19 protein-coding genes and 1 pseudogene are annotated in these 23,813 nt (G+C 72.3%); 11 read left to right on the top strand and 9 right to left on the bottom strand.

The genetic code is table 11. The annotated features are described in order from the left end of the window. Positions 1-257 precede the first annotated feature (257 nt). From ACFYW8_RS41190 to ACFYW8_RS41200, 3 genes are all read left to right on the top strand, one after another. Complete coding sequence (locus ACFYW8_RS41190; protein ID WP_365874095.1) at positions 258-935, top strand: uracil-DNA glycosylase; 678 nt, start codon at positions 258-260, stop codon at positions 933-935. After that, positions 932-2,053 (top strand): N-acetylglucosamine kinase, encoded by a 1,122-nt coding sequence (locus ACFYW8_RS41195; RefSeq protein WP_389091481.1) that lies wholly within the window; start codon positions 932-934, stop codon positions 2,051-2,053. The genes ACFYW8_RS41190 and ACFYW8_RS41195 overlap by 4 nt, the downstream gene beginning before the upstream one ends. Before the next feature lie 105 nt (positions 2,054-2,158). Next, positions 2,159-3,079 carry a hypothetical protein gene (locus tag ACFYW8_RS41200; RefSeq protein ID WP_365874099.1) on the top strand — a complete coding sequence of 307 codons (921 nt, stop codon included), beginning with the start codon at positions 2,159-2,161 and terminating at the stop codon, positions 3,077-3,079. A 232-nt stretch (positions 3,080-3,311) separates the two neighbouring features. On the opposite strand, the gene ACFYW8_RS41205 is transcribed toward ACFYW8_RS41200, so the two are convergent. From ACFYW8_RS41205 to ACFYW8_RS41215, 3 genes are all read right to left on the bottom strand, one after another. After that, positions 3,312-4,358: a lactonase family protein gene (locus ACFYW8_RS41205; protein ID WP_389091551.1), complete on the bottom strand. Its 1,047-nt coding sequence runs from the start codon at positions 4,356-4,358 to the stop codon at positions 3,312-3,314. A 178-nt stretch (positions 4,359-4,536) separates the two neighbouring features. Continuing rightward, positions 4,537-5,937, bottom strand: coding sequence for a nitric oxide synthase oxygenase (locus ACFYW8_RS41210; protein ID WP_389091487.1), 1,401 nt, complete (start codon positions 5,935-5,937; stop codon positions 4,537-4,539). Between the two features lie 726 nt (positions 5,938-6,663). After that, a complete protein-coding gene (locus ACFYW8_RS41215; RefSeq protein WP_389091491.1) occupies positions 6,664-8,151 on the bottom strand; it encodes an FUSC family protein in 1,488 nt (495 codons plus the stop codon). A 240-nt stretch (positions 8,152-8,391) separates the two neighbouring features. Between ACFYW8_RS41215 and ACFYW8_RS41220 the strand changes: the two genes are divergently transcribed. Both ACFYW8_RS41220 and ACFYW8_RS41225 read left to right on the top strand, forming a co-directional pair. Next, the gene (locus ACFYW8_RS41220) at positions 8,392-8,868 is read left to right on the top strand and encodes an Lrp/AsnC family transcriptional regulator (protein WP_365874105.1); all 477 of its coding nucleotides are present in this window, start codon (positions 8,392-8,394) and stop codon (positions 8,866-8,868) included. Positions 8,869-9,274: 406 nt separating this feature from the next. Continuing rightward, positions 9,275-9,916 carry a TetR/AcrR family transcriptional regulator gene (locus ACFYW8_RS41225; RefSeq protein ID WP_389091496.1) on the top strand — a complete coding sequence of 214 codons (642 nt, stop codon included), beginning with the start codon at positions 9,275-9,277 and terminating at the stop codon, positions 9,914-9,916. A gap of 207 nt (positions 9,917-10,123) precedes the next feature. Here ACFYW8_RS41225 and ACFYW8_RS41230 read toward each other — a convergent pair whose 3' ends face one another. Beyond that, positions 10,124-11,188: an NAD(+)/NADH kinase gene (locus ACFYW8_RS41230; protein ID WP_365874107.1), complete on the bottom strand. Its 1,065-nt coding sequence runs from the start codon at positions 11,186-11,188 to the stop codon at positions 10,124-10,126. 500 nt (positions 11,189-11,688) lie between these two features. Between ACFYW8_RS41230 and ACFYW8_RS41235 the strand changes: the two genes are divergently transcribed. Together ACFYW8_RS41235 and ACFYW8_RS41240 are read left to right on the top strand one after the other, a co-directional pair. Continuing rightward, a complete protein-coding gene (locus tag ACFYW8_RS41235) occupies positions 11,689-12,369 on the top strand; it encodes a class I SAM-dependent DNA methyltransferase (RefSeq protein ID WP_389091501.1) in 681 nt (226 codons plus the stop codon). Positions 12,370-12,563: 194 nt separating this feature from the next. Then, positions 12,564-14,186, top strand: a complete 1,623-nt coding sequence (locus tag ACFYW8_RS41240) for a SpoIIE family protein phosphatase (protein ID WP_389091555.1) — start codon at positions 12,564-12,566, stop codon at positions 14,184-14,186. Positions 14,187-14,321: 135 nt separating this feature from the next. On the opposite strand, the gene ACFYW8_RS41245 is transcribed toward ACFYW8_RS41240, so the two are convergent. Next, a complete protein-coding gene (locus tag ACFYW8_RS41245) occupies positions 14,322-14,987 on the bottom strand; it encodes a DUF2218 domain-containing protein (protein WP_389091505.1) in 666 nt (221 codons plus the stop codon). A gap of 219 nt (positions 14,988-15,206) precedes the next feature. On the opposite strand from ACFYW8_RS41245, the gene ACFYW8_RS41250 reads away from it, so the two are divergent. From ACFYW8_RS41250 to ACFYW8_RS41260, 3 genes are all read left to right on the top strand, one after another. Then, positions 15,207-15,905, top strand: coding sequence for a TetR/AcrR family transcriptional regulator (locus ACFYW8_RS41250; protein WP_389091510.1), 699 nt, complete (start codon positions 15,207-15,209; stop codon positions 15,903-15,905). Between the two features lie 76 nt (positions 15,906-15,981). Further along, a complete protein-coding gene (locus tag ACFYW8_RS41255) occupies positions 15,982-16,251 on the top strand; it encodes a hypothetical protein (RefSeq protein ID WP_389091514.1) in 270 nt (89 codons plus the stop codon). Positions 16,252-16,284: 33 nt separating this feature from the next. Beyond that, a complete protein-coding gene (locus ACFYW8_RS41260) occupies positions 16,285-17,865 on the top strand; it encodes a multicopper oxidase family protein (protein ID WP_389091518.1) in 1,581 nt (526 codons plus the stop codon). 122 nt (positions 17,866-17,987) lie between these two features. On the opposite strand, the gene ACFYW8_RS41265 is transcribed toward ACFYW8_RS41260, so the two are convergent. Continuing rightward, complete coding sequence (locus ACFYW8_RS41265) at positions 17,988-18,734, bottom strand: SDR family NAD(P)-dependent oxidoreductase (RefSeq protein WP_389091522.1); 747 nt, start codon at positions 18,732-18,734, stop codon at positions 17,988-17,990. 185 nt (positions 18,735-18,919) lie between these two features. Here ACFYW8_RS41265 and ACFYW8_RS41270 point away from each other — a divergent pair. After that, positions 18,920-19,195 (top strand): annotated as a pseudogene (locus tag ACFYW8_RS41270) (alpha/beta fold hydrolase); the annotation flags it as partial. 167 nt (positions 19,196-19,362) lie between these two features. Here ACFYW8_RS41270 and ACFYW8_RS41275 read toward each other — a convergent pair. The 3 genes from ACFYW8_RS41275 to ACFYW8_RS41285 all read right to left on the bottom strand — a co-directional run. Next, positions 19,363-20,079, bottom strand: a complete 717-nt coding sequence (locus ACFYW8_RS41275; protein WP_389091526.1) for a thioesterase II family protein — start codon at positions 20,077-20,079, stop codon at positions 19,363-19,365. Beyond that, positions 20,076-23,201, bottom strand: coding sequence for an amino acid adenylation domain-containing protein (locus ACFYW8_RS41280; RefSeq protein WP_389091530.1), 3,126 nt, complete (start codon positions 23,199-23,201; stop codon positions 20,076-20,078). The genes ACFYW8_RS41275 and ACFYW8_RS41280 overlap by 4 nt, the downstream gene beginning before the upstream one ends. After that, on the bottom strand, positions 23,198-23,813 hold a 616-nt coding region (locus ACFYW8_RS41285), incomplete at its 5' end, for a phosphopantetheine-binding protein (protein ID WP_389091536.1). The genes ACFYW8_RS41285 and ACFYW8_RS41280, both read right to left, overlap by 4 nt.

A 23,813-nucleotide genomic window follows, 5' to 3' on the forward strand; every position in this document is an offset into this window, starting at 1 on the left:
GTCAAGGCCGGCGGGGACGCGAAACGTCCGGACACGCTCGGGGCCGAGAGCGGTCTCGCGCCTGAACGTGGTGGCGGCCTGCGCGAGATCCCGGCTCGGACTCGGGCGCGGTCCTGGATCCAGGGGACTCCAACGCCCCTCTGCGGCAGGTGTCTTGTGCTCGCCGCCGTCCGATTCGACGACGAATCGGTCATCCTCGGTCGCGCGACGGCCACCGGTTTGATCTCCGCCATGTGTACGGCAGTAGGGTGACGCCCGTGGCACCACGACCGTTGCATGAGATCGTCGAACCGGGCTGGGCGAAAGCCCTCGACCCCGTGGCCGGACGGATCGCCCAGATGGGCGACTTCCTGCGCGCGGAGATCGCCGCGGGACGCACCTACCTACCGGCCGGGGCGAATGTCCTGCGAGCCTTCCAGCAGCCCTTCGACGAGGTACGCGTCCTCATCGTCGGCCAGGACCCCTATCCCACTCCGGGACACGCCGTCGGGCTGTCGTTCTCGGTGGCCCCGGAGGTACGCCCGCTGCCGCCCAGCCTGATCAACATCTTCCGCGAGCTGAACACCGACCTCGGGGCGCCCCAGCCGTCGACCGGTGACCTCACCCCCTGGACGAGGCAGGGCGTGCTGCTGCTCAACAGGGCGCTCACCACGGCTCCCCGCAGCCCCGCCGCACACCGCGGCAAGGGCTGGGAGGAAGTCACCGAACAGGCGATACGCGCGCTGGCCGCCCGCGGCCGACCGCTCGTGTCGATCCTGTGGGGCCGCGACGCCCGCAATCTGCGCCCCCTGCTCGGCGATCTCCCCTCGGTGGAGTCCTCGCACCCCTCGCCCATGTCGGCCGACCGCGGCTTCTTCGGTTCCCGCCCCTTCAGCCGCGCCAACGACCTCCTGGCGAGGCAAGGAGCGGAGCCGGTGGACTGGCGCCTGCCGTGACCTTCGACGGCGTACACGGCGGGCGTGCGGGCCGTCCCGGGCCGGCCGTCGTGCTGGCCGTGGACTCCGGCGGTTCGGGACTGCGTGTGGCCCTCGCCGCGCACCGGGTGACGGGCGATGCCGGCGCCCCCGTACGCCAAGGGGTGGCACCGCCCCCTCCCCCGGCCCCGCTCGGTGAACCCCTGACCTCCCGGGAGCCGGTCCGTACCGGCCCGCGCGGGATCTCGGCCGGACATCTGCTGGATCAACTGCTGCCGATGGCCCGGCGGTTGATGACCGAAGCGGGGGCCGGACGGCTCGATGCGGTCGCCGTCGGCGCGGCCGGCCTGGCCACGCTCGGCGACGAACTGCGGGACGAGCTGCCGAGGGCACTCGAACGTGAACTGGGAGTACGGCGGCTCGCCCTGGCGGCAGACGCGGTGACCGCGTACACGGGCGCGCTGGGCCCCCGAGCAGGTGCCGTGATCGCGGCCGGCACCGGCGTGATCGCGATCGGCACCGATCTCACCTCGTGGCGTCGGGCCGACGGCTGGGGCCATCTTCTCGGCGACTGCGGCGGCGGCGCGTGGATCGGCCGCGCGGGCCTGGAGGCGGCCCTGCGGGCGTTCGACGGCCGCCCGGGCGGGTCGGCCGCACTGCTCACGCGGGCGGAGGAGATGTTCGGACCGATGCCGGGGCTGCCTGGGCTGTTGTACCCGCGCACCGACCGAGCCGCCGTGCTCGCCTCCTTCGCCCCGGAGGTCGCCTCCGGCGCCGGGAGCGATCCGGTGGCGACGGACATCCTGCGGACCGCCGCACGGCACATGGCCGAGTCGGCCGCGGCGGCGTGCCCGGTCGACGGCGAGCCCCGTCTCGCGCTCACCGGGGGCCTGTTCAAGCTGGGCGCCCCGCTCCTCGACCCCCTGCAGGCGGAGTTGGCCGAGCGGCTGCCCCACGCGCGGCAGGTGCCCGCGGTCGGCGACCCGCTCGACGGCGCGCTCCGGATCGCCGCCGACCTGGCGAACGGCCTGCTCACACTGCCTCCGGACGAACGGATGCTGTACGTGGTGGCCGAAAAGCCGTATCCGGAAATCGATGGCCGGAATCCGCCACAGGACCGACAAGTCCGCGATTACTGATCACTTCTGATCCGTACGTAACTCATCAGACAAAAGCGGACGGATACCGCTCACCTGCACCCTCCCCGAACAGGGGAACCCAGGAAACCAGTAACATGCGGCGCCATGAGCTCCCCCACTGGGCCCGCGTCCGGCCTGCCAGTACGAATGCCGCGACCCCGCCAAGCCGGGCGGCACCGCCGTCCGGAACCCCTGGCGGCTCCCGAGGGCGCGCCCGCGCTCGTCCTCGCGGTGCCGGGCACCCCCAGCGCGGCCACGCGCAGCCTCGCCGAGGAGGTCGTGAGCATCGCGCGCTCCGAGCTCCCCGGCCTCGATGCCCGCATCGGTTACCTGGACGGGGACGACGAGTTCCCCACGCTGCAGTCCGTGCTGGCCCACGCCGCCGAGGAGCGCACCGCGCGCTTCGAGCAGGCCCGCGCCGCCGGTTCCGACGCCCCCGCGCCCGACGGCCCGGTCGGCATCGTCGTACCGCTGCTCGCCGGTCCGGACAACGCCCTGCTGCGCCGGATCCGCCAGGCGGTCATGGACAGCCGCGTCGCGGCCGAACTGACCGATGTCCTCGGTCCGCACCCGCTGCTCGCCGAGGCGTTGCACGTACGCCTGTCGGAGGCCGGTCTGGCCCGCGCCGACCGTGCCCGGCTGTTCACCGTGGCGACCGCCGCGGACGGCATCGTCCTCGCCACCGTCGGCGGCGAGGACGCCGTACAGGCGGCCGGGATCACCGGAATGCTGCTCGCCGCGCGACTCGCCGTGCCGGTCATGGCGGCGGCGCTCGACGAGGAAGGGTCCATCGCGGCCATCGCCGAGCAGCTGCGCGGCTCGGGTTCGCAGCAGCTCGCGCTCGCCCCGTACCTGATCGGTCCGGAGCTCGACGCGGGTCTGCTCGACGCGGCCGCCAAGGAGGCCGGCTGCAGTGCCGCCGAGGCTCTCGGCCCGTACCCGGCGATCGGCAAGCTCGCGCTCTCGCAGTACACGTCGGCGCTGGGCATCGCGCCGCCGCAGAGCCAGGGAGCCCCGGCCTTCTAGTCGGCCGGCGCGCCCGTACCACCCGTAACGCCCGTACTACCAGTACCGCCCGCACATCGAAAGGGCCCGCTCCTGTCACAGGAGCGGGCCCTTTCCCGTCGGCGCGAGGCGCGGGCGGGGGCGGGGGCGCGCGATGCACCCGGCGCATCCCCGTGACAGCCGGTTCGCGGCCGGATCGGCCACGTCAGCCGGAGCCAGGTCGGCCAGAGCCACGTCAGCCAGGTCGGCCAGGTCAGCCGAAGACCACGCAGGACGCCGCCGGCGCCTCGACCGAGCCGCCGGGGCGCGGCACGCCCGTGTCCGGGGCGACGGTGAACCAGGTCACGTCGCCGGAGCGCTCGTTGGCCACGTACAGGAAGCGGCCCGAGGGGTCCAGGGCCAGCGCACGGGGCCAGACACCGCCACAGGGCACCGTGGCGACCAGTCTGAGACCCTCTCCCACCGCGTCGGGCGTGAGCACGGAGAGGACGTCCTGGCCCCGCGTGGCGGTCCACACGAAACGGCCGTCGGGCGAGACCACGATGCCCGAGGGGTACGCGTCGCCGTCCGGGACACCGGAGAGCACCCGTGTCTCGCCGACGGGCCGCAGCGAGCCCTGGGCGGCGTCCCAGCGGCAGACGGTGACGGTCGGCGCGAGCTCGTTCAGGACGTACGCGTGCCCGCCCCGCGGGTGGAAGACGAGATGGCGGGGCCCTGAGCCGGGGCGCAGGGCGATCTCGCGGTGCAGGGTGAGCGTTCCGCCGTCCAGGGCGCACACCCGGACGGAGTCCGTGCCGAGGTCGACGCTGACCGCCCAGCGGCCGGTGGGGTCGGGCTGCACCTGATGGGCGTGCGGGCCTCGCTGCCGCTTCGTGTGAGGACCGGAACCGGTGTGCTGGAGCACGCTGGAGGCGGCGACGGCGAGTCCGCCGCCGGGCCGGATGGGCACGGCGGTGACGCTGCCGGAGCCGTAGTTGGCGGTCAGGACGTGGCCGTCGAAAACACTGATGTGGGTGGGACCGCTGCCGCCGGTCCGGACCGGCGGACCGGTCAGTTCCGGCTTGTCGGCGTGCACACGGTAGGCGGCCACCGCGCCCTCCGCGGTCTCGCTGACCGCGTACAGGACATCGCGTGCGGGCGACAGGGCGAGGTACGAGGGATCCGGTACGCCGTCGACCGCGCTCAGGACGGTCAGTGCGCCGCTGTCCGGATCCACGGCCGCCGTGAGGACACCGAGGCCTCCCGCCGCCGTGAACGAGCCGATGAACGCCCGCTGTTGCCGCCTGCCGCCGTCTGCCACCGCTGTCCCCTCTCGGTCCCGCGCCATCGGGGGCGACGGTAGCAGTCGGCACGCTGCGGTCTAGACCAGACCGGGTGAGCCGGTCGGCCCACTGGATCAGCGGACGGTCAGGAGCGGCGGACGGAGTGGCGGGTCGGGACGGCAGGGCGGGACCGACGGCAGGGCGGGAGCGGCAGGGTCAGAGCGGGATCGCGCCCCGCGCCCGCTCCTGCGCCTCCGGGTGGTGGACGTAGGCCGGAGTCCGTTCGACGGTGTCGAACGTGCGGTGGAAGACCGGCGTGGCGCTGCCGGAGATCGGGGGCACGATCCACGACCAGTCGGCGCCCACCGGGCGGCCCTTGCGCTCCTCGCGTCCAAGATGGGTGAGGAAGCGCCGGGACTCGGTGTGATGGTCGGTGACGGTGACGCCCGCGCGGTCGAAGGAGTGCAGGACCGACCGGTTCAGTTCGACGAGGGCGCGGTCCTTCCACAGGGAACGGTCGGTGCGGGTGTCGAGGCCGAGACGGTCGGCTATGAACGGCAGGAGGTCGTAGCGGTCGGTGTCGGCGAGGTTGCGGGCGCCGATCTCCGTGCCCATGTACCAGCCGTTGAAGGGAGCGGCCGGATAGCAGACGCCGCCGATCTCCAGGCACATGTTGGAAATGGCGGGCACCGCGTGCCAGCGCAGTCCCAGCGCGTGCCACCAGGCGTACTCGGGGTGGCCGAGCTCCACTTCGAGCACCGCGTCCTCGGGCAGCGCGAACCAGCGTGACTCACCGCCGGTGTCCTGGATCACCAGCGGCAGGACGTCGAAGGGCGTGCCAGGGCCGCCGGGCCAGCCGAGCCGGCGGGCGGCCGCGGTGAGGCCGGCGTTGCGCGGGTCGCCGGTCACGCCGCCGTCGGGGCGCGCGTAGCCCGCGTACCGGACGAGCTGTTCGTTCCAGATCCTGGGGCCGGGACGGTCCGGGGTGTCGGGCGCGAAGACCGTGATGAGCGACCGGATCCTGCCGTCGCGCGTGGCCTCCCGGAGGTGGTCGGCCGACGCCGCCGCGACCTCCCCGGCGTCCCGCACGTCGCGGCGGTCGCGCACGCTCAGCGAGTTCCAGTACAGCCGGCCGATGCAGCGGTTCGCGTTGCGCCAGGCGACCCGGGCACCGTAGACGAGTTCCCGCGTGGTGTGCCGATAGGTCCCCGTGTCCGCGATCTCCGCGCGTACGGCGGAGAGCCGCCGGGCCGGATCACCGAGGCGCTCCTCGGTGCGGTGGAGCGTGATGAACTCGGCGGCGGCGCGGAGGAGGTCGTGGGGTGCTTGCGGGACGCGCCGGTGCGCGGCCGGGCCCGGTTCGTTCCGGTCGGGACCGGCCCCGCACCCGGCGCCGGTCCGCGTGTCCGGTCCGGTCCGCGTGTCCGGTCCGGTCCGCGTGTCCGGTCCGGTCCGGCCGGAACCCCGGGCCGGCCGGGTCAGCGCCTCGGCTGCGGCCTCCCCGGCCATCAGCCGCCCGCGAAGCCCGGCGATCGGGGTGGTGCCCCGGTCCGGCCGGAGCGTTGCCAGTGCGTCCACCTGCGCGGACAAGGCGCGGGACGCTGCGGCAATCTCCACGGCGTGGGCGTCGGCCGGAACGGCGGACGAGAACACGTCGTCCGCCCGGCGAGTGTTCCGGGCCTCGTGCGCGTGCGGTCCACGCGACGGGGCGGAGTCTCCGCAACGGTCGGCCGAGGCACCGGGCGCATACAGGTCACGAGGCCGCACCAGGTCCCCAGAACCGTCGGCCGGCACACCGGGCGCGTTCGGGGCAGGAGGCCGTGTGAAGTCCGTACGACAATCGGCCGGAGCGCCTGGCGCGTTCGGGGCAGGAGGCCGCGTGAAGTCCGTACCGCGGCCGCCACGAGCTTCCGGGGAGCGCGGCGGGCCGATGGCGGCGGGGGCCGCTCCGAGGCCGTCCAGCGGGCGTCCGCGCCCTCGTTCCGGATCTTCGCCGCCGCGCTCGTCGCCGTGCCGGATCCGGTCCAGCCAGCCGGCCGGGCCGTCACCTCGGGGGCCCGGGTGCCCGGCGTCCGGTCTGTCGGCCGTGCGCTCTTCGTGTGTGGTGCCGCGCGGGAAGTCGCGCATGGTGCCGCCCCCAAGAGTTCCGCCCGCGGGCCGCTCCCGCCCGGTCCGCGGCGCCCGCGTGTCCGAAGGCCGCGGAGTCACCCGGAGGGTGCGGCGATCCGCCCTGTGGATGGCCGGTAAATCTGCCTCATTCCGGGCGTCCGTGTCCACAGAGGGAAGGCGGCCTCCTGGGACCACGGGGGACGGCCGGACACCCGGGGAAGAGCCCCGCAGACGTCAGGCGCCGAGGAGCAGCGAGCCGCGCAGCGGTGTCGCCAGTTCGACGAGCGCCCGTTCCAGGCCGTGCAGATGGACGAGCGCCTGCTCTGCACCGGGGTGGTGGCCGGGGGCGCCGTGGTGGGCCGCCGCAGCGCCTCCCGGAACGGCGCCGACCAGGGACTCCATCGCCGACTCGACCCTTCGGCAGGCCGCCGTGAGGCGGGCGTCGTGCGAGGCGTCCGGGTCGGCGGCGACGGCGGCGAGACCCCGCACCTCGCGCGCGCAGTCGTCGAGCAGGGCGAGGATCGCGCGGGCCCGCTCCTTGCGCCGACGCATCGGGTTGAGTGGATGCACCAGGGGCGCGAGAGCCATTCGCACGCGCCCCAGAAGTGCTTCGAGCTCCCCCGCGCGCGGCGCGGGGTCGGCCTGGGCGTCGCCCGCGAGCCGCCGGGCCGCCGCCGAGGTGCAGCCGTGCACGGCGTGCAGGGCGCGCTCGATCCACCGGTCGGTGACCGTGTGCGTCGTGATGGGCAGGACGAGCGCGACCGCCAGGGCGGCACCGAGCGCCCCGACGCCGGTCTCGGCGAGCCGCAGGCCCAGCAGGCCCGGGTGCAGGACACCCAGCAGCCCGTAGAGCAGGCCCGCCATGACGGTGACGAAGAACATCATCCAGCTGTACGAGGGCGCGGCCGTGTAGAAGATCCCGAAGACGCTCACCGCGACGAGGACGGCGGTGGGCGCCGGCGCGCCGTGCAGCGGTACGGCGATCAGGAGCCCGGCCACGATCCCGGTGAGCGTGCCGAGCACGCGCCGAAAGCCGCGGACCAGCGTCTCGCCGCGCGAGGCCGTGTTGACGAAGATCCACCACGCGGTGCCGACGGCCCAGTACCAGCGGTCGTGCGATAGCAGTTGGCCCGCCGTGAGCGCGAAGGCGCAGGCAGCCGTCGCCTGGAAGGCCTGGCGGGTGGCGGGGCGCGCCAGCCCGCGCCCGTCCAGCGGCGGCGGCGCGGCGGGCAGGGGGCTGCGCCTCTCGACGCACCAGGCGCCGAACCGCACGGCGGAGGAGGCCGCCAGCGAGAGGGCGACGGCGGCGTACAGCTGCGGGAGCTGGCCGGGCACCGCGTGCAGGAACTGGGTGGTGAAGAACATCATGAACGCGAAGATGCCGAGCGCGTGCCCGCGCGGGCCGTAGCGGCGGGCGTACACCCCGGCGAAGACCACGGCGAGCCAGGTCGCGTCCCGCAGCGTCGGCACCCCGTGCAGGGCGGTCGCGACCGTGAGGACCGGAAGGCCGGCCACCGGCAGCAGCGCGGTGGTGCCGGCCTGGCCGCGCACCGTCGGGTCGCCGACCGTGAACAGCGCGAGGAGCGCCGCGAGCCCGCCGGTGATCGACGCGGGGAGCGAGAGCCCGGCCAGTTGGCACAGGGTGACCGCGAGTCCGATGCCGAGGACCGCCCGGAGCGAGACCCGCAGCCGGAACAGTCCCGGATCCGGAGCCATGAACATCTTCTTCACCGTCGGCGGCCCGCCCCCACTTCGCACTTCAGCTCTGGTTCGGCATGCGCAGCGCACATGCGAAAGGCGCCGCGGGTCCGGTACGGCGTCCTTGCCGTCCGGCGCTGCGCAGCGCCATCGATACGGACAAGGTAAGCGGCAGCCCGGAACTGGCTCAACCGGCACGATTTCGACTGGGCCATTGGTACAGTGGAGAGTGATCATTGTCGGCCACAGGGAGGCCAACGGACCATGGCCGTGGACGAGCTCGACACCCGCATCCTGCGGCTGCTTCTGGAGCAGCCGCGTACCAGCGTCCGTGAATACGCCCGCGTCCTTGGTGTCGCCCGCGGCACGCTCCAGGCCCGTCTCGACCGGCTGGAGCGGGACGGGGTGATCACCGGCACGGGCCCCTCGCTGTCCCCCGCGGCGCTCGGCCACCCCGTGCTCGCCTTCGTGCACATCGAGGTCACACAGGGCCATCTCGACGACGTCGGCGACGCGCTCGCCGCCGTACCGGAGATCATCGAGGCGTTCTCGATCACCGGCGGCGGTGATCTGATCACCCGGGTCGCGGCACGGGACAACGCCCATCTGGAGGATGTGATCCAGGCGCTGATCAGCCTGCCCGGCGTGGTCCGCACCCGGACCGAGGTGACACTGCGCGAGCGTGTCCCGTACCGGTTGCTGCCGCTGGTGGAGTCGATCGGGCGGGCGGCGCAGAGCTGAACGCCGCCCCCGGAACGACCGGCACGCGCGGGCAGCCCAGCGACGGCGGGCTCCGTCACTGCGGGGCGACGGTGGGCTCCGTCGCTGCACGGCTGCAGCCTGCACGGCGCGGACGGCGTGCGACCGGCCGGCGAGCGAGACCACGCGTTCCTGAGCCGACGCCCTTCCGCCGGCCATTTCGGGAGGTCCCCAGCCGAAATCCGCCGGGTGCGCCAGAATGCCGGTCGGCGACACGTTCCGGTCGTCCGAGCGGAGCGGGTCGGCCACAACAGCGGTCCCTGAGCGGACGTTTGTCCACCGACGCAGGTGTCCACCCATGGTGGGCCGGGGGCAGCCGTCCGGTGGGCGAGGGCGGTCCGGCCGTGGCCCCGGGAGGGATCCGGCCGTCGTTGCGGAGGGAGTACCCGTGCACCCCGACAAGGACACAGCGCCGGGCCGGGGCGCGCCCGCGAGTCCGGACGGACCCCCGTTGCGCTCGGACGCGCAGCGCAATCGCGAGCGCATCCTGGCCGTGGCCCTGGCGGAGCTGACCCGCTCCGCCGACACGCCGCTGAGCGCGATAGCGAAGAAGGCGGGGGTGGGCCAGGGAACCTTCTACCGCAACTTCCACCATCGCGAGGCCCTCATCCTCGAGGTCTACCGCCACCTGGTGCAGCAGGTCACCGACGCGGCGGCGCGCCTGCTCGCCAACCGCGCGCCGGACGGGGCACTGCGGGAGTGGATGGACCGTCTCGCACGGTTCGCCATGGCCGAGGCGGGCCTGGCCGAAGCGCTCGGATCCGCCGGCGGCACGCCTCGGGGCACGCTCACGAAGCTGGGCCACGGACCCTTGCGTTCGGCCGTCGCGCTGCTGCTGAGAGCCAACGCGGAAGCGGGCACCATCCGACCGGGGGTGACCCCCGACGACTTCCTGCTCGCCGTCGCGGGGCTCTGGCGGCTCGACCGGCAGGGGGACTGGCGGTCGCGCGCCCGGCGTCTGTCGGACCTGGTGATGGACGGTCTGCGCGCGGGCGCGCCGGGACCGGGCACGCGTCCCCAGGACGACTGAGCCCCCTCCGGTCACACCTGGATCGACCGCTTCTCCCGGAGAATCCCACCACCCCGCGCGACGCGGCCCGGCATCCGATGTGCCGACCGTCGGAGCCCCGAGGTCTGCTGCCCGACGTCCGACGTCCGGTAGGCCGCCCGCCGTCCGGTCGGCCGACCGCCGTCCGGCGCGGGCGGCGGGAGCCTCCGCGGGACGGGACTCCCGCCCTCAGCGAGCCGCCGAAGGAGGCGGCAGGCGCAGTTCTGCGAGGTCCGGTGGGATGGGGGTGTCGGGGCGGAAGAACGGGGCGGGTTCGCCGTCGGCCGCCGTGGCCGGTGCGTCGGTGAGGCGGAAGCGGTCGCGCAGCCGGCCGTAGAAGTCGGTGGGGTGCAACCGGATGAGGCGCACCCGGTGCGGGGCCCGGAAGACGCCGATCCAGTCGCCGGGGTCGAGCACGCCGCGCAGCTGGCCGTCGATGCTCACTGCGGCCTGGCCCGAGTGGGGCAGCACGCGCAGGGCGACGGGCTCGTCCGGCGCGGCGACCACACTGCGGTTGAAGGTCATGTGCGGGGCGATCGGCGTGAAGACGACCGCGTCCATGTGCGGGGAGAGCACGGGTCCGCCGGCGGCGAAACTGTAGGCGGTCGATCCGGTGGGGGTGGCGACGGCGAAGGCGTCCGCCGAGTAGGAGGCCAGCCGCCGTCCGGCGATGTAGACGCCGACGCTGACCTGGCGGTCGCGGGCCAGCTTCTCCAGGACGACGTCGTTCAGGGCCGTGACGTCCAAGGCCACCCCCCAGCCGTCGCCCTCCGTCGTCTCGGCCCTGACCTGCGGCGGAGGCAGGGCGGGCCCCCGGCCGTAGTGGAGCAGGGCATCCATTCCCCCGGGGATCTCCAAGGCCCGGGAGGCCCGCATGGTCAGCGTCATGCGTTCCTCGACGGTGACCTTGCCGTCGTGGACCGCCTGCAGTGCCTGTGTGACGTCGGCTGCCGGTACCTCCGTGAGGAAGCCGACCTTGCCGAGGTCGACACCCAGCACGTTCGCTCCGCTCTTGACGGCGATCCGGGCACCGCGCAGGAAGGTGCCGTCGCCGCCGAGCGTCACGACGAGGTCCGGATTGCCGGCCGCTTCCGCTTCGGCCCGCCCGCCCCGGCGCTGCTGGTCCTTGGCCCAGACGTCGATCTCGGTGCACCGGATGCCTCGCGCGTCGCACCACGCGTGCACGGCTCGGGCGACGTCGCGGGCCGCCGTCCGCCCCTGGTGGACGACCAGGCCGACGCGGTGTACGGACACAGCAACCTCCACGTCCACGAGAGCGCGTACAGCGGGCGGCCCTGGGCCTGTCGCGAGCGGGGCATGGCGGGCCTCTTCCGGACTCGGGCCCGGGACTGGACACGATCCTTCCACGAATACGACATTTCGGTACGGGGAGACGGGCACCCGACCGGGGGCCGACTTCGCGGTGTCCGCGAACACGGGGGCGAGTTGTCGCCGCGATCCGCCCCGGTCACCCGTGTCCGCCGGACGGATTCCGGCCGTGTCAGCGCCGTCCGGGCACGGCGACGAGCGGCCCACCCAGGCGAGTTCGGGTGCGACGGGTGGCCGGGCATCCCGGGCGGGAGCCACTTCATCGACCGAGCAATTTCGGACACTACGAGATCCCGGCGAACGCTGAACGACTATCGTCTCGAATTGACGTCTCCTGAGCGACCGGTAAGGCTCGGAGATCCCGTCACGGCCGCTTTCGCCCGAATCACGGACTACTCCGATAGCCCCCATGAGAGGTTCCTTTCGTGATCAACAGCAATCCCGGGACTGATTACGAGAGCATCCGGCTCGACCGCAGAGGTCAGGCCGAAGCCTTCGACGCCATCGGCGACCGCTACGACGAGGCCTTTCCGCACAAGGAAGGCCAGGTCACCGCGGGCGAGTGGCTGATCGGATCACTCGGCGCGGGGTCACGGGTCCTGGATCTCGGCTGCGGCACGGGGGTACCGACCTCGCGCCAGATGACGGACGCCGGGTTCGAGGTCGTGGGAGTCGACCTCTCCGCCGGCATGGTGAAGCTCGCGAGCACCTACGTCCCCGACGCGGCGTTCCAGCAACTGGACCTCGCCGACCTGCGACCGGGCGGCCCGCGCGACCTCGGCCGTTTCGACGCCGTCGCCGCCTTCTTCTCGCTGCTGATGCTGCCGCGCGAGGAGATTCCGCTCGCCCTGCTGACCATCCGTCATCTCCTCGTCCCCGGCGGCCTGTTCGTCCTGTCGATGGTCGAGGCCGATGTGGACGACTTCTCGATCCCGTTCCTCGGAAACACGATCAGGGTCTCCGGCTATCTGCGGGAGGACCTGCACAGGGTCATCGAGGGCGCGGGCTTCGAGATCGTCAAGGAGACGTCGTACACCTACGCCCCCGCGGTGGCCGATGTCCCGCCCGAGGAGCAGGTGTTCCTCTGTTGCAGAAGGTGTGACTGAGGAGGCCGGGTCCGAGCCGCGGACCGCGCCACCCACTGGACGGGACAGAACGCGTGACCGAGCACCACACCCCCCACAAGGGCAGCGCCCCGCCGCAGGGCCTCCCCTCATCCGCCGCTGTGACGTACGGCTGCGTGCCGCAGACCGACCGCCTCCGGTATCTCGATGTGGCGACGCGGCGGATCGCCCGCGGGATGGATCTGGACGAGACACTCCGGGAACTGCGACAGGCGGCCGTTCCGGCGTTCGCGGACGCGATATTCATCCACCTCGACGATCCGCTGCCGGTGGGCACGGAGCGGTCGAAGGCACCCGTCGTACTTCAACTGCACAGCGCCGAGCGGGGGTTGACGACGCCACCGCACGCCGACGGGCCCCCGCCGCCACCCCCGCTCCCCGAAGCCGCCGAGCGGGTGGAACCGGCCGGCAGCGGACGGCTCGCGGAGCTGCTGCGGGACGGGCGTCCCGCTTTCGGTGACGCGCCGGGCAACGCGCCCGCGGTCGCCGAACTGCTCGCGGCGGGCGCGGACCCGGCGGGGACGCTGCCGCCGGGCCACCGCCTGATCATCGCCCCGCTGCACGGCAGCCATCACGTCATGGGAACGGTCGTCCTGCTCCGCGGCACGGACCGCCCCGTCTTCACCAGCGACGACCTTCTCGTCGCCTCGCAGCTCGCCACGCACACCGCGCTCGGGGTCCAGAAGGCGGTGATGTACGGCCACGAGGCCGCCGTGGCCGACACCCTCCAGCACACCATGCTCCCGTCGTCGCTGCCCGAACCCACCGGCATCAGGCTGGCCAGCCGCTACCTGCCCGCCTCGAAGACCGCCCAGGTCGGCGGCGACTGGTACGACGCGATCCCGCTTCCCGGCAACCGCGTCGCCCTGATCGTCGGCGACGTCATGGGCCACTCCATGACCTCCGCCGCGATCATGGGCCAGCTGCGCACCATCGTGCAGACCCTCGCCGGTCTCGATCTGCCGCCCGACGAGGTCCTGCACCACCTCGACGAGCAGGCCCAGCGGCTGGGCAGCGACCACATCGCGACCTGCCTCTACGCGATCTACGACCCGATCTCGCACCGCCTGCTGATGGCGAACGCCGGTCACCCTCCCGCGATACTGCTCCACGAGGACGGCCGCGCCGAGGTCCTGGGGGTGCCACCCGGCGCTCCGATCGGCGTCGGCGGTGTCGTGTTCGAGTCGGTGGAGATGGCCGCGCCCACCGGGGCGACCCTGGTGCTGTACACCGACGGACTCGTCGAGTCCCGTGACACGGACATCGGGAGCGGGGTCGAGGCACTGCGGATCCGTCTCCAGAGCACCGCCCAGGGACTCGCCTCGCTGGAAGTTCTCTGCGATCACGTACTGGGCACGCTGGGCCCGGGAACCCGGGACGACGACATCGCCCTGCTCACCGCCCGGTTCGAGGGCTTCCCGCCGGACAGCGTCGGTTACTGGTACCTCGCCCCGCATCCGATGACCGCGGGGCAGGCCCGCCGGCTGACCCGCAGGGCCCTGCGCCGCTGGGGTCTCGAGTCGCTGATCGACCCGACCGAACTCATGGTCAGCGAGGTCGTGACGAACGCCGTGCGCTTCGCCTCACGGCCCCTCTCGCTGCGGCTGCTGCGCACCGACGTGCTCCGCTGCGAGGTGACCGACGACTCGCCCCAGGTACCCAGGATGCGGCAGGCCGGCCTCGGGGACGAGAGCGGCCGCGGCCTGTTCCTGGTGAATCAACTCGCCCTGCGCTGGGGCGCGACGAGACTGAGCAGCGGCAAGGTCGTCTGGTTCGAGCAGAAGATCCCGGCGAAGTAGCGGCCGCCCGGTGGGGCTCCATGCTCTCCGCCCGGTGGGGCTCCATGCTCTCCGCCCACGTCGGGACGGACGTCGGAGGCAGGGGCACCTGGTGGCAGGTCCCGGGACGGAGGGGACGGGGTCACAGGTCACGCGTCAGACAACACCGCGGTTCTTGCCGTAGCGCCGAGGCATGCGACGGACGGCGAACCCGCCCACCAGCGCGACCTTCACCAGGACGACCGCGAGGAGGCCGCCGACGGCCCAGCCGGTCCACCGCCGGTCCGACAGGAGAACACCGCCCAGACCCAGGTGCACGGCCAGGACGAGTGCGACGACGACCACGACGCCCACCGTCTTGAAGTGACCGCGGCGCGGCACGGTCTCTCTTGCCGAAGGCCGAGCGGCTTCGGCTTCGACGGCGACGGCGACAGGGACGGCGGGCGTCTCCGGGGAGGGGGATCGCCAGTTCACCCTCAGCCCGTCGCGTCGGCCGAACCTCTCGACGTGACCGGCGAGAAGGTCCTGAAGCCGCCTCAGATCGCCCTCCGTCGTTGCCTCGGCACGCATCGACAGCGTTCCCGGCGCGGCTCGCAGGGTGATCCGCCCCCAGGCGAGGACGACGTGCCCCTCGGTGTCGGACCACTCGACCCGCGCCTGCTCCGCGACTGTCCGCATGTCACGCAGCGCCTGGTCATCACCGTCCGCACGGCCGTGGAGCCGGTGACCGAGGTGGCGGCCCTTGTTGGAGAAGTGCCTGCAGAGCTGGACGAGGTACCGGCTCGGCCGGTCGGTCTCGACGCGCGCTTCAGCGGTTGACATGGCGTTCCTTCGTACGGCGGTGGCGTACAGGCCCTCCGGCCCTCGCAGGGCGGCGCCGGAGGAGGGGAAGCGAGGACTTGACGGTCGGACCGACCGGCCCTGCCGCGCTCTCCCGCCCGTCCTGATCGTCCGGGTTCCCGGACTCCCTCAGTTTTATCGAGACACATTGTCTCTGTCAATGCACAGTGTCACGACGGCGCCGGACCGTACACTCGGGTCGTGCCAAAGCTCTGGAACGAGACGATCGACGCGCACCGCGCCGCCGTACGGAATGCCGTCCTGGAAACCACGGCCGCCCTGGTCGCCGAACACGGACTGACCTCGGTGACGATGTCGCGGATCGCCAAGGACTCGGGGATCGGTCGCGCCACGCTGTACAAGTACTTCCCGGACGTCGACGCGATCCTCCTCGCCTGGCACGAGCGGCAGATCGGCCACCACCTCGACCATCTGGCCGAGGTCCGGGACCGGACCGAAGGGGCCGACGTGCGTCTCGAAGCGGTGCTGCGGGCCTTCGCCCTCATCTCCCGCGCATCACGCGGCCACCACGACGCCGACCTCTCGGCGTTCCTGCACCGCGACAGCCAGGTCACCCAGGCCCAGCAGAGACTCCACGGCATGGTCGGGGAACTGCTCGCCGAGGGCGCACGGGCCGGAGCCGTCCGCGACGACGTCGCGCCCGGCGAACTCGCGAGCTACTGCCTGCACGCGCTGACCGCCGCCGGCGACCTGGCCTCCGAGGCCGCGGTGCATCGCCTCGTCGCCGTCACCCTGACCGGCGTGCGTCCCAGCGCCTCCGACACGGCGGAAGGCCCCCGCCACACCGACGGCACCTCGCATCCGCCGCATCACCCCGGACGGCACGGGCACCACGGGCACGACCACTCCGCCCAGGGTCCGCATTCGGCTGATTCTTGATCGACGGTTCCGGGGCACGCATACCCGTGCAGGGTATGGTGACGGTCCTAGCCCGCAGGAAGTACGGACGCCCCTGATGACGGTACGAGAGTTGCCCTGGGCCCGGTTCGGTGGCGCCACCCGCCGGGTTCGCCGTGTGATCGTCACGCTGTTCCGCATGATCGCCGTACTGCTCCCCCACGATCTGCCCGCCCCGACCGTCGGAACGATGCCGACGGCACTGCCGCACGACGTGTCGGGATCCGTCTCCCGGCCTGCCCTTCCTCTCTCGACCGCGCACATACGCCGCGCCCCATGGCTTCCCGCGTCCTTCGACGCCGCCCAGCCGTGTGTGGACCGTCCCTGAACGCCTGTCGCGCATTGAAGAAGAGGACTTTTCGTGAACAGCATCAACCGTCGCTCCGTCCTCGCCGGACTGGGAGCGGCAGGTACCGGCCTGCTCGCCGCCTGCGGCAGCGATGCCTCCAACAGCCTTTCCCTCCTCAGCTCTTCCGGTTCCCAGGTCGCCCGCGCGGAGAAGAAGCGGAGCGGCACGGGCAGGGTCCGGAGTCTCAACGTGACGGCCGCACCCGCCACGCTCGACCTGGGCGGCGGCGTCCTGGCCAAGTCCTGGGCCTTCAGCGGCCAGCTCCCCGGCAAGGAGATCCGTGTCTCCGTCGGTGACACCGTCACCGCCGAGCTGTCCAACCAGTTGCCCAGAGCCACCACCACGTCCATCCACTGGCACGGCATCTCACTGCCTGGCGGCATGGACGGCGTACCGCCGGTCACCCAGGCCCCGGTGCGCGCCGGATCCAGCTTCACGTACCGCTTCATCACCAACACACCCGGCACGTACTTCTTCCACCCGCACGTGGGTCTCCAGGTCGACCGTGGCATGTACGCTCCGCTGATCGTCGAGGACCCCAGGGAGCCGCTGTCGTACGACGACGAGTGGGTCGTCGTCCTCGACGACTGGCTCGACGGCGTGACCGGTACGCCCGACGATGTCTTCGCCGAGCTCAGCCATCACATGCCCGGCATGGACACGACCGGCATGGACACGAACAGGACCGGCTCGAAGGGGGCGACACTTTCACCGTCCCCTTCACCGTCCGCGTCATCCGGCGACGGCACGTCGACGAAGTTCAGGCTCACCGGCACCGCCAGCCCGTTGCTCGGCAGTGACGCCGGGGACGTGAAGTACCCGTACCACCTGGTCAATGGGCGAGTGCCGACCGACCCGGCCGTCTACACCGGCAAGTCCGGCAGGCGCGTCCGCCTCAGGATCATCAACGCGGGCGCGGACACCGCCTACCGGGTGGCGCTCGGCGGCCACCGGATGACCATCACGCACACCGACGGTTTCCCGGTCGAGAACCAGGAGGTCGACGCCCTGCTGATCGCCATGGGCGAGCGGTACGACGTCCTGGTCACCCTTGGCGACGGGGTCTTCCCGCTCATCGCGCTCGCCGAGGGCAAGGACATCGCGGGCATGGCCCTCGTGCGCACAGGATCGGGAAGAGCACCGGATCCGACCGTACGGCCGGCCGAACTGGACGGCCTGTTGATGACCGCCGCACAACTGCGCGCGAGCGACGACGCACGGCTGGAGGCGAAGGACCCCGACCTGATTCACCGCGTCCAACTGACCGGCAGCATGGGCGCATACGACTGGGCGATCAACGGCAAGCAGTTCGACATGGCCGACCCGACGGCGAACCAGCTGCTCGTCCAGGAGGGCCAGCGCGTCCAGCTCGACTTCTTGAACGCCACGAGAATGTGGCACCCGATGCACCTGCACGGCCACACCTACCAGCTCGGTGACGGCGGCCCGCGCAAGGACACCACCATCGTCCTGCCGAGGTCGAAGGTGTCCGTCGTCTTCGACGCCGACAACCCCGGTCAGTGGATGCTGCACTGCCACAACGCCTATCACAGCGAGGCCGGCATGATGGTGCTCCTGGCCTACGGAGCCTGAACGTTCGGCTCCCGGCCGGGCGGGGCCGCCGGCGCTCACTCTCCGGCCCTACGGGCCACCGGGCGGCTCCCGGTGGCCCGTTCGACAGCCGAGGCCGCGCCTCTCCCGTCCTGCCGGCCGCCCTACCGTCCGCTCTTCCTCTCGCGCAGCCAGCTCTCGAACTCGACCGCGACGATCCGCTCGTCGTGCACGCCGGCCGCGTCGTCGGAGGCCAGCCAGACGATGGGCGGGCCCATCACGGTGGGCTCCAGGAACGTCCGGCCCTCCCCCGGTACGGCATCCGGGGGCAGCATCCCCGTGACGGTCGCACCTCCCGGAAGCAGCAGGTTGACCGTGACGCCGCTGCCCCGCAGGTCGGCGGCCATGATCCGGGACAGGGACTCGCTGCCGGCACGCGAGGGCCCGTACGGGACGAACCCGGCCCGGTACATCGTCGATTCGCTCACCGAGATGTTGACGACGCGACCGCCACCGGTGGCCAGCATCCGCGGCACGACCTCGCGAGCGACCAGGAAATAGCCGGTCAGATTGGTCTCGACGACGGCACGGAAGCCGTCGACCGGCACCTCCCAGAAGCCTTGCGGGCGTGTCATGAAGTGCGGGTCGACGGTCCGCATGCCGATCCCGGCGTTGTTCACCAGCATGTCGATGCCGCCGAGCCGCGCCTCCGCCAGGTCGACCGCCCCGGCGACCGAGGACTCGTCCCGCACGTCCAGCTCGATGCCGATCGCTCCCGGCAGCCCGGCGGCGGCCGAACTCGCCCGCCGGCCGGACCGCCCGGTCAGCGCCACGGTCGCCCCCGCCTCGGCCAGAGCGGATGCCATGGCCAGTCCCAGCCCGCTCGTCCCGCCGGTCACCAGCACCTTCATGGGGCTCCTCCCCGTCCGGGAACGACCGGCCCACCCACAGCGGACCGATCTCTTCAGCGGCGTCGCCGCGCCGATCCCCGTGACGCTAGGACGTGGAGCCCACTCGAAGTCAAACGACCCGCCATGCCAAGGCCACGGCTCCGCAGGCGCAGTTGGCACACCGGGTCCACCGAGAACACCCGGATCGATCGGGGGCCTTCCATACCCTGCCGGCGGCCTGGGACGAAGTACTCGGACGCTTCGACGCGGGTGCGATGCGTCATGTGAAGGTTCCGGTCCTCATCCTGAACGGCGAGAAGGACGCCGTCTTCCGCGCCGGGGAGGCGGACTTCGCCCGCGCGCATCCGCACGCTCGCGTCGAATTGATCCCGCGGGCAGGACACCTCGCGAACTTCGACGACCCGGATGCCTTCACTGACGCGGTCCGCCGCTTCGCCCGACAGCTCCCTGCCGTCGGCTGAGCGCGCCACAGCGGGGATCACCTGTGAGAAACCCTCAGCGCAGACGCGCACCCGCGTGAACGACGGAGCTACCGGCCGGAGGGCGGGACGCGCCCCACGACCTCTTCGTCGGGACGACGAGGCCGGGCGGCTCCCGTTCCGTCACCCACCGAGGCTGCGCCGGCCCATCAGGGAAGCCGTCGGGCCACATCCCGCAGGACTACATCCAGCTTCGCCCAGAGCCCCTGCCAATCCTCAGCGAAGTACATGTGCCCTCCGGGCATGTCCAGCAACTCGTACCCGGCCGTGGTGTGGCCGGACCACAGTTCGGCATCCATACGGGTCACCAGGTCGTCGTCCATGCCCCGGAGCACGGTGATCGGCACGGGGAGCGGATCGACGGTGCCCGGCCGGTAGGTTTCGTTGATCGCCATGTCGGCACGGAGCGCCGGCACGATGAGTTCACGCAGATCCGGATCGGCGAATGCCTCGTGGTCGTACCCCGCGAGGGCGCCGACACGCTCCACCAGCTCGTCGTCCGACAGACCGTCCACGCCCAGATAGGGGCGGGCGACACCTGGTGCGGCCGCGCCGCTGACGATGAGCCGCTGAGGTAGTGGCGCCCCGTCGGCCACCAGCAACCGCGCCGTCTCATAGGCGATGACGGCACCGAAACTGTGACCGAAGAGGGCGAACTGACGGCCCTGCGCGGCGGCCGTGACACGCTCCGCGCAGCCGGCCGCCGCCTCGCCCACCGAGGTGTAGGGATCCTCGATGAAGCGCTCCTCACGACCGGGCAGCTGAATCGGAGTCACCTGGAAGGCCCGGTCCGGCTGTTCCCGCCACGGACGAAAGAGGCTCGCGCCGGCCCCGGCGTAGGGCAGGCACATCAGGGCGATGGTCATTCGGTTCCCTCTCCTTGGGACGGCCGTCTCTTCCACCCGGACAGTGCGCGGGCACGGGTCGCTCCCCGCCCGTCCTGTGGCGCACTTTGCCGCGTCGTGTCATGGGCCTCGGTCCCCGGCGCGGGACCGGCCGCCGGCCGGGCCGCGTCCCGTTCGAGGTGCGCGGAAAGAGTTCGCAACGTCGTGTACTGGAACAGGTCCGCCGCACGCAGCTGGGGGAACGCGCCTCGAAGCGCGGCGAGCACCCGGAGCACACCGTGGGAGTTGCCGCCCAGTTCGAAGAAGGTTGCCTCCTGATCGGCGACCGGTGCGCCGAGGACGCTGCGCCAGACCTCGGCGACGACCCCCGACGGCTGCGACGACTGCGACGGCGCAGTCGGCAACGCTGCTGTACCGCCGGCCTCGTCCGCCCAGAGCTGCACGACCGAGCGATCGAGCTTGCCATTGGGGAGCAGCGGCAGCCGCGGAACGACGAGCCAGGTGGCGGGGACCATCGCGGCGGTCAGCCGATCGGTGGCGTGGCGGCGCAGCACCTCGGTATCGACCTGCCCGGTGGCCGCGACATGGGCGACGAGCACGCTGCTCTGCGCGCTCACGGCCACCGCCGCGTCGCGTACCCCAGGCACCGAGCGCAGGACCGACTCGATCTCCTCCAACTCGATCCGCTGCCCGAGAACCTTGACCTGATGGTCACCCCGCCCGAGGAAGCGCAGTCCCTGCGCGAAGTCCCAGACCACCAAGTCACCCGTGTCGTACGTGATGCCCTCCCCGGCCTCGGCGAACGGGCGGAAGCGCTCCTCGGTGAGCCCGGGCCGACGCCAGTACCCGTCCCCCACACCGGCTCCCCCGATCAGCAGGCGGCCCGGGGAGCCGGCCGGCAGCGGCCTACCGTGCTGGTCGACCACGTGACAGCGTTCTCCTGGCAACGGGCGCCCGATGTGAACCGGTACCCCCTCCCGGACGCGCCAGACGGTCGACCAGACGGTGGTCTCCGTCGGGCCGTAGCAGTTGAGAACGGGCCCGGGAACCAGCCGGACCAGCTCCTGCGCCAGGTCTCCGGGCAGCGGCTCCCCGCCGACCAGCAGCGTGCCGAGCCGGTCGAGCAGACGCCGGCCCTCCGGATCGGTGGCCAGGATCCGGGCGACCGTCGGTGTGCATTGGTAGAGGGCACCCGACGGAACGCCGTCCTCGGCCACCCGGCGGTGGTCGGTGAGGAACACCGAGCGCCCCCGGGAGAGCGGCCAGTGCAGTTCGAGCGCGCTGATGTCGAAGGAGAGGCTGGTGCCCGCCGCGGTGACGGCCGGCGGACCGCCCAGCTCCCGGTCGAAGGCGGCGAACAAGGCACTCAGATTGTCGTGCCGGACCACCACGCCCTTGGGCCGCCCGGTCGAGCCGGAGGTGTAGATGAGATACGCGGCGTCGCCGGGACTCACGGCCGGCCACCCCTCGGCCGGTGCGACGGTCTCCCCGGCGCCGGGCACGACCCACGGCACACCGGCCACCTCTGCCATCAGCCCGTCGTCGGAGACCACCGCCGTCAGGACGGCGTCCTCCGCCATGTACCGGAGCCGGTCGGCCGGGTACTCAGGGTCCAGGGGCACGTACGCGGCCCCGGCCCGCCAGGTCGCGATCAGGGCGACCACCATGTCCACATCCCTGGGCAGGCACACACCCACCCGCCCGCCCGGGCTGACGCCGGCCGCCATCAGCTGGGCGGTCAGGACCGATGCCCGGTCGTCCAGCTCCGCGTAACTGATGGCCTGTCCGGCCGCGATCACAGCGACGGCGTCGGGGAAACGACGTGCGTGGTGGGCGATGATCTCGTGCACCGGCCGATCCGCGGCGGGCGCCGGGCCGGCCTCGGGCAGCATCTCGTCCGGACCCAGCAGGCGCAGCTCGGCAAGAGGCCTGGCGGGCCCGGACGTGAGCTCGGTCAGGGCCCTCATGATGTGCTGTCCCAGGCGAGCGGCCGCGTCGGCGGTCATCTCCGGGGCGGGGTACTCCATCGCCAGTGACAGCACGCCATCGGCGGAGTGACAGAGCGCCAGGCTCAGGTCGTACTCCACCTGTGTTCCCGGAGGCTGGTCGAGCTGCCAGGTCAGCCCGGCCGCGAAGGTCGGCAGCCGGTCGGTGCCCTGGGCACAGAGGATCTGCGTGAGCGGCTTGCGTCCGGGGCGACGGGTGGCGTTCGCGACGGTGAGGATCTCCTCGATCGGGAGGTCCGCGTGATCGACGGCGTCGAACAGCGCGTCCAGCGTCCGGTCCAGCAGAGTCCCGGTGTCCGCCCCGGTGAGGTCGAGCCGTACAGGCACGGTGTTCTGCAGGCAACCGATCACGTTCTCGTCGGCCGTGGCGCGCCCGCTCGCGATCGTGGCGATCACCACGTCGTCCCGCCCCAGGTACCAGCCGGTGACCAGTCCTGCGGCGGCCAGCAGTTGAGTGAACGGTGTGGCCCCGCACTCGCGGGCGAGCGCCTTCATCCTGCCCGCGAGGTCGGACGGAACCGCGATGGTCGCCGCTCCTCGGTCGCGGTCGCGCGCCTCGCTCAGCTGGGGAATGTGAGTGTCCTGCGGGCAGTCGGCGAGGCTGCGCCGCCAGAACTCCCGCAGAGAAGCCGCCCGTTCGCCCTCCGGGCCCGGGGCCGGGGGTACGGCGGCCGGCAACGCCTGCGCGCCGTGCTCGTAGGCCGCGATGAGGTGACGGAGCAGCAGGCCCGCCGAGTCGTCGTCGAAGACCGCGTGGTGGACGCCGAACAGGCAGTGCGTGCGCTCGGGCCCGGTCAGGATCTTCACCCGGCACAGCGGGCCGCCTCCGTGATCGAAGCGGGCGCCGACGCGGCGGGCGAGCTGTTCCAGCGAGGCTGCCTCCCCCGCGGCATCCGTGTGCCGCACCTCCAGCTCAACGGCGGATACCGGGTGCAGGCGCTGCCTCAGCCCGGACGGTTCCAACTGGAGGGAGGTACGCAGCGCGGGCTGTGTCTCCGCCACGGCCCGGACGGCCGCGATCAGTCGCTCCAGCTCCACCGGGCCGTCCACGGTGATGTGGTTCACCAGGGTCGCCCGGTCCTCCTGTTGGTCGAGAAGGAAGAACCGGAGCTGTCCTGGAGTCGCCGGCTGGGTCACGAGGTGGTCTCCCTTGCGCTGCTCAGGCGTGCGCCGCTCGGGCGTGCGCTGTTCTCCTGGGATCGCAGAAGCTCACCCATCGCCGTGAGCGAGGAGTTGCGATAGATGTCCCGCAGCGACACGGCGGGGAGTCCGGCCTCCTGGAGCGCGACTCTGAGCCGGGCCGCGAGCAGGGAGGTGCCGCCGAGCTCGAAGAAGTTGTCGCCCGGGAGGACGGTGACGCCGAGGATCTGCTCCCAGATCTCGGCGAGCGTGCCGGCTGGGCGCGGAGTCTCCGCGGGTACCGGAAGCCGGTGCGGGTCGAGTTTGCCGTTCGGGGTGAGCGGCAGTTCGGGCACCGCGATGACCGTTTCAGGCACCAGATGACTCGGAAGGCGGCCTGCGACCCGCCGCTTGATCTGCCGAAGGTCCGCGCCGGGCGCGGTGACGACGTAGGCGGCGAGGCGAGCCGCAGGGGTCTGGGGCTGGTGCACCACCACGGCTGCGGCGATCACCGCCGGGTCCTCGATCAAACTGGCGCGGATCTCGCCGAGTTCGATGCGGTGGCCGCGGATCTTCACCTGGTCGTCGAGGCGGCCGAGGTGTTCCAACTGTCCGTCCGGCCGGTAACGG

The organism is Streptomyces sp. NPDC002742, from assembly GCF_042888885.1.
Classification (GTDB): domain Bacteria; phylum Actinomycetota; class Actinomycetes; order Streptomycetales; family Streptomycetaceae; genus Streptomyces.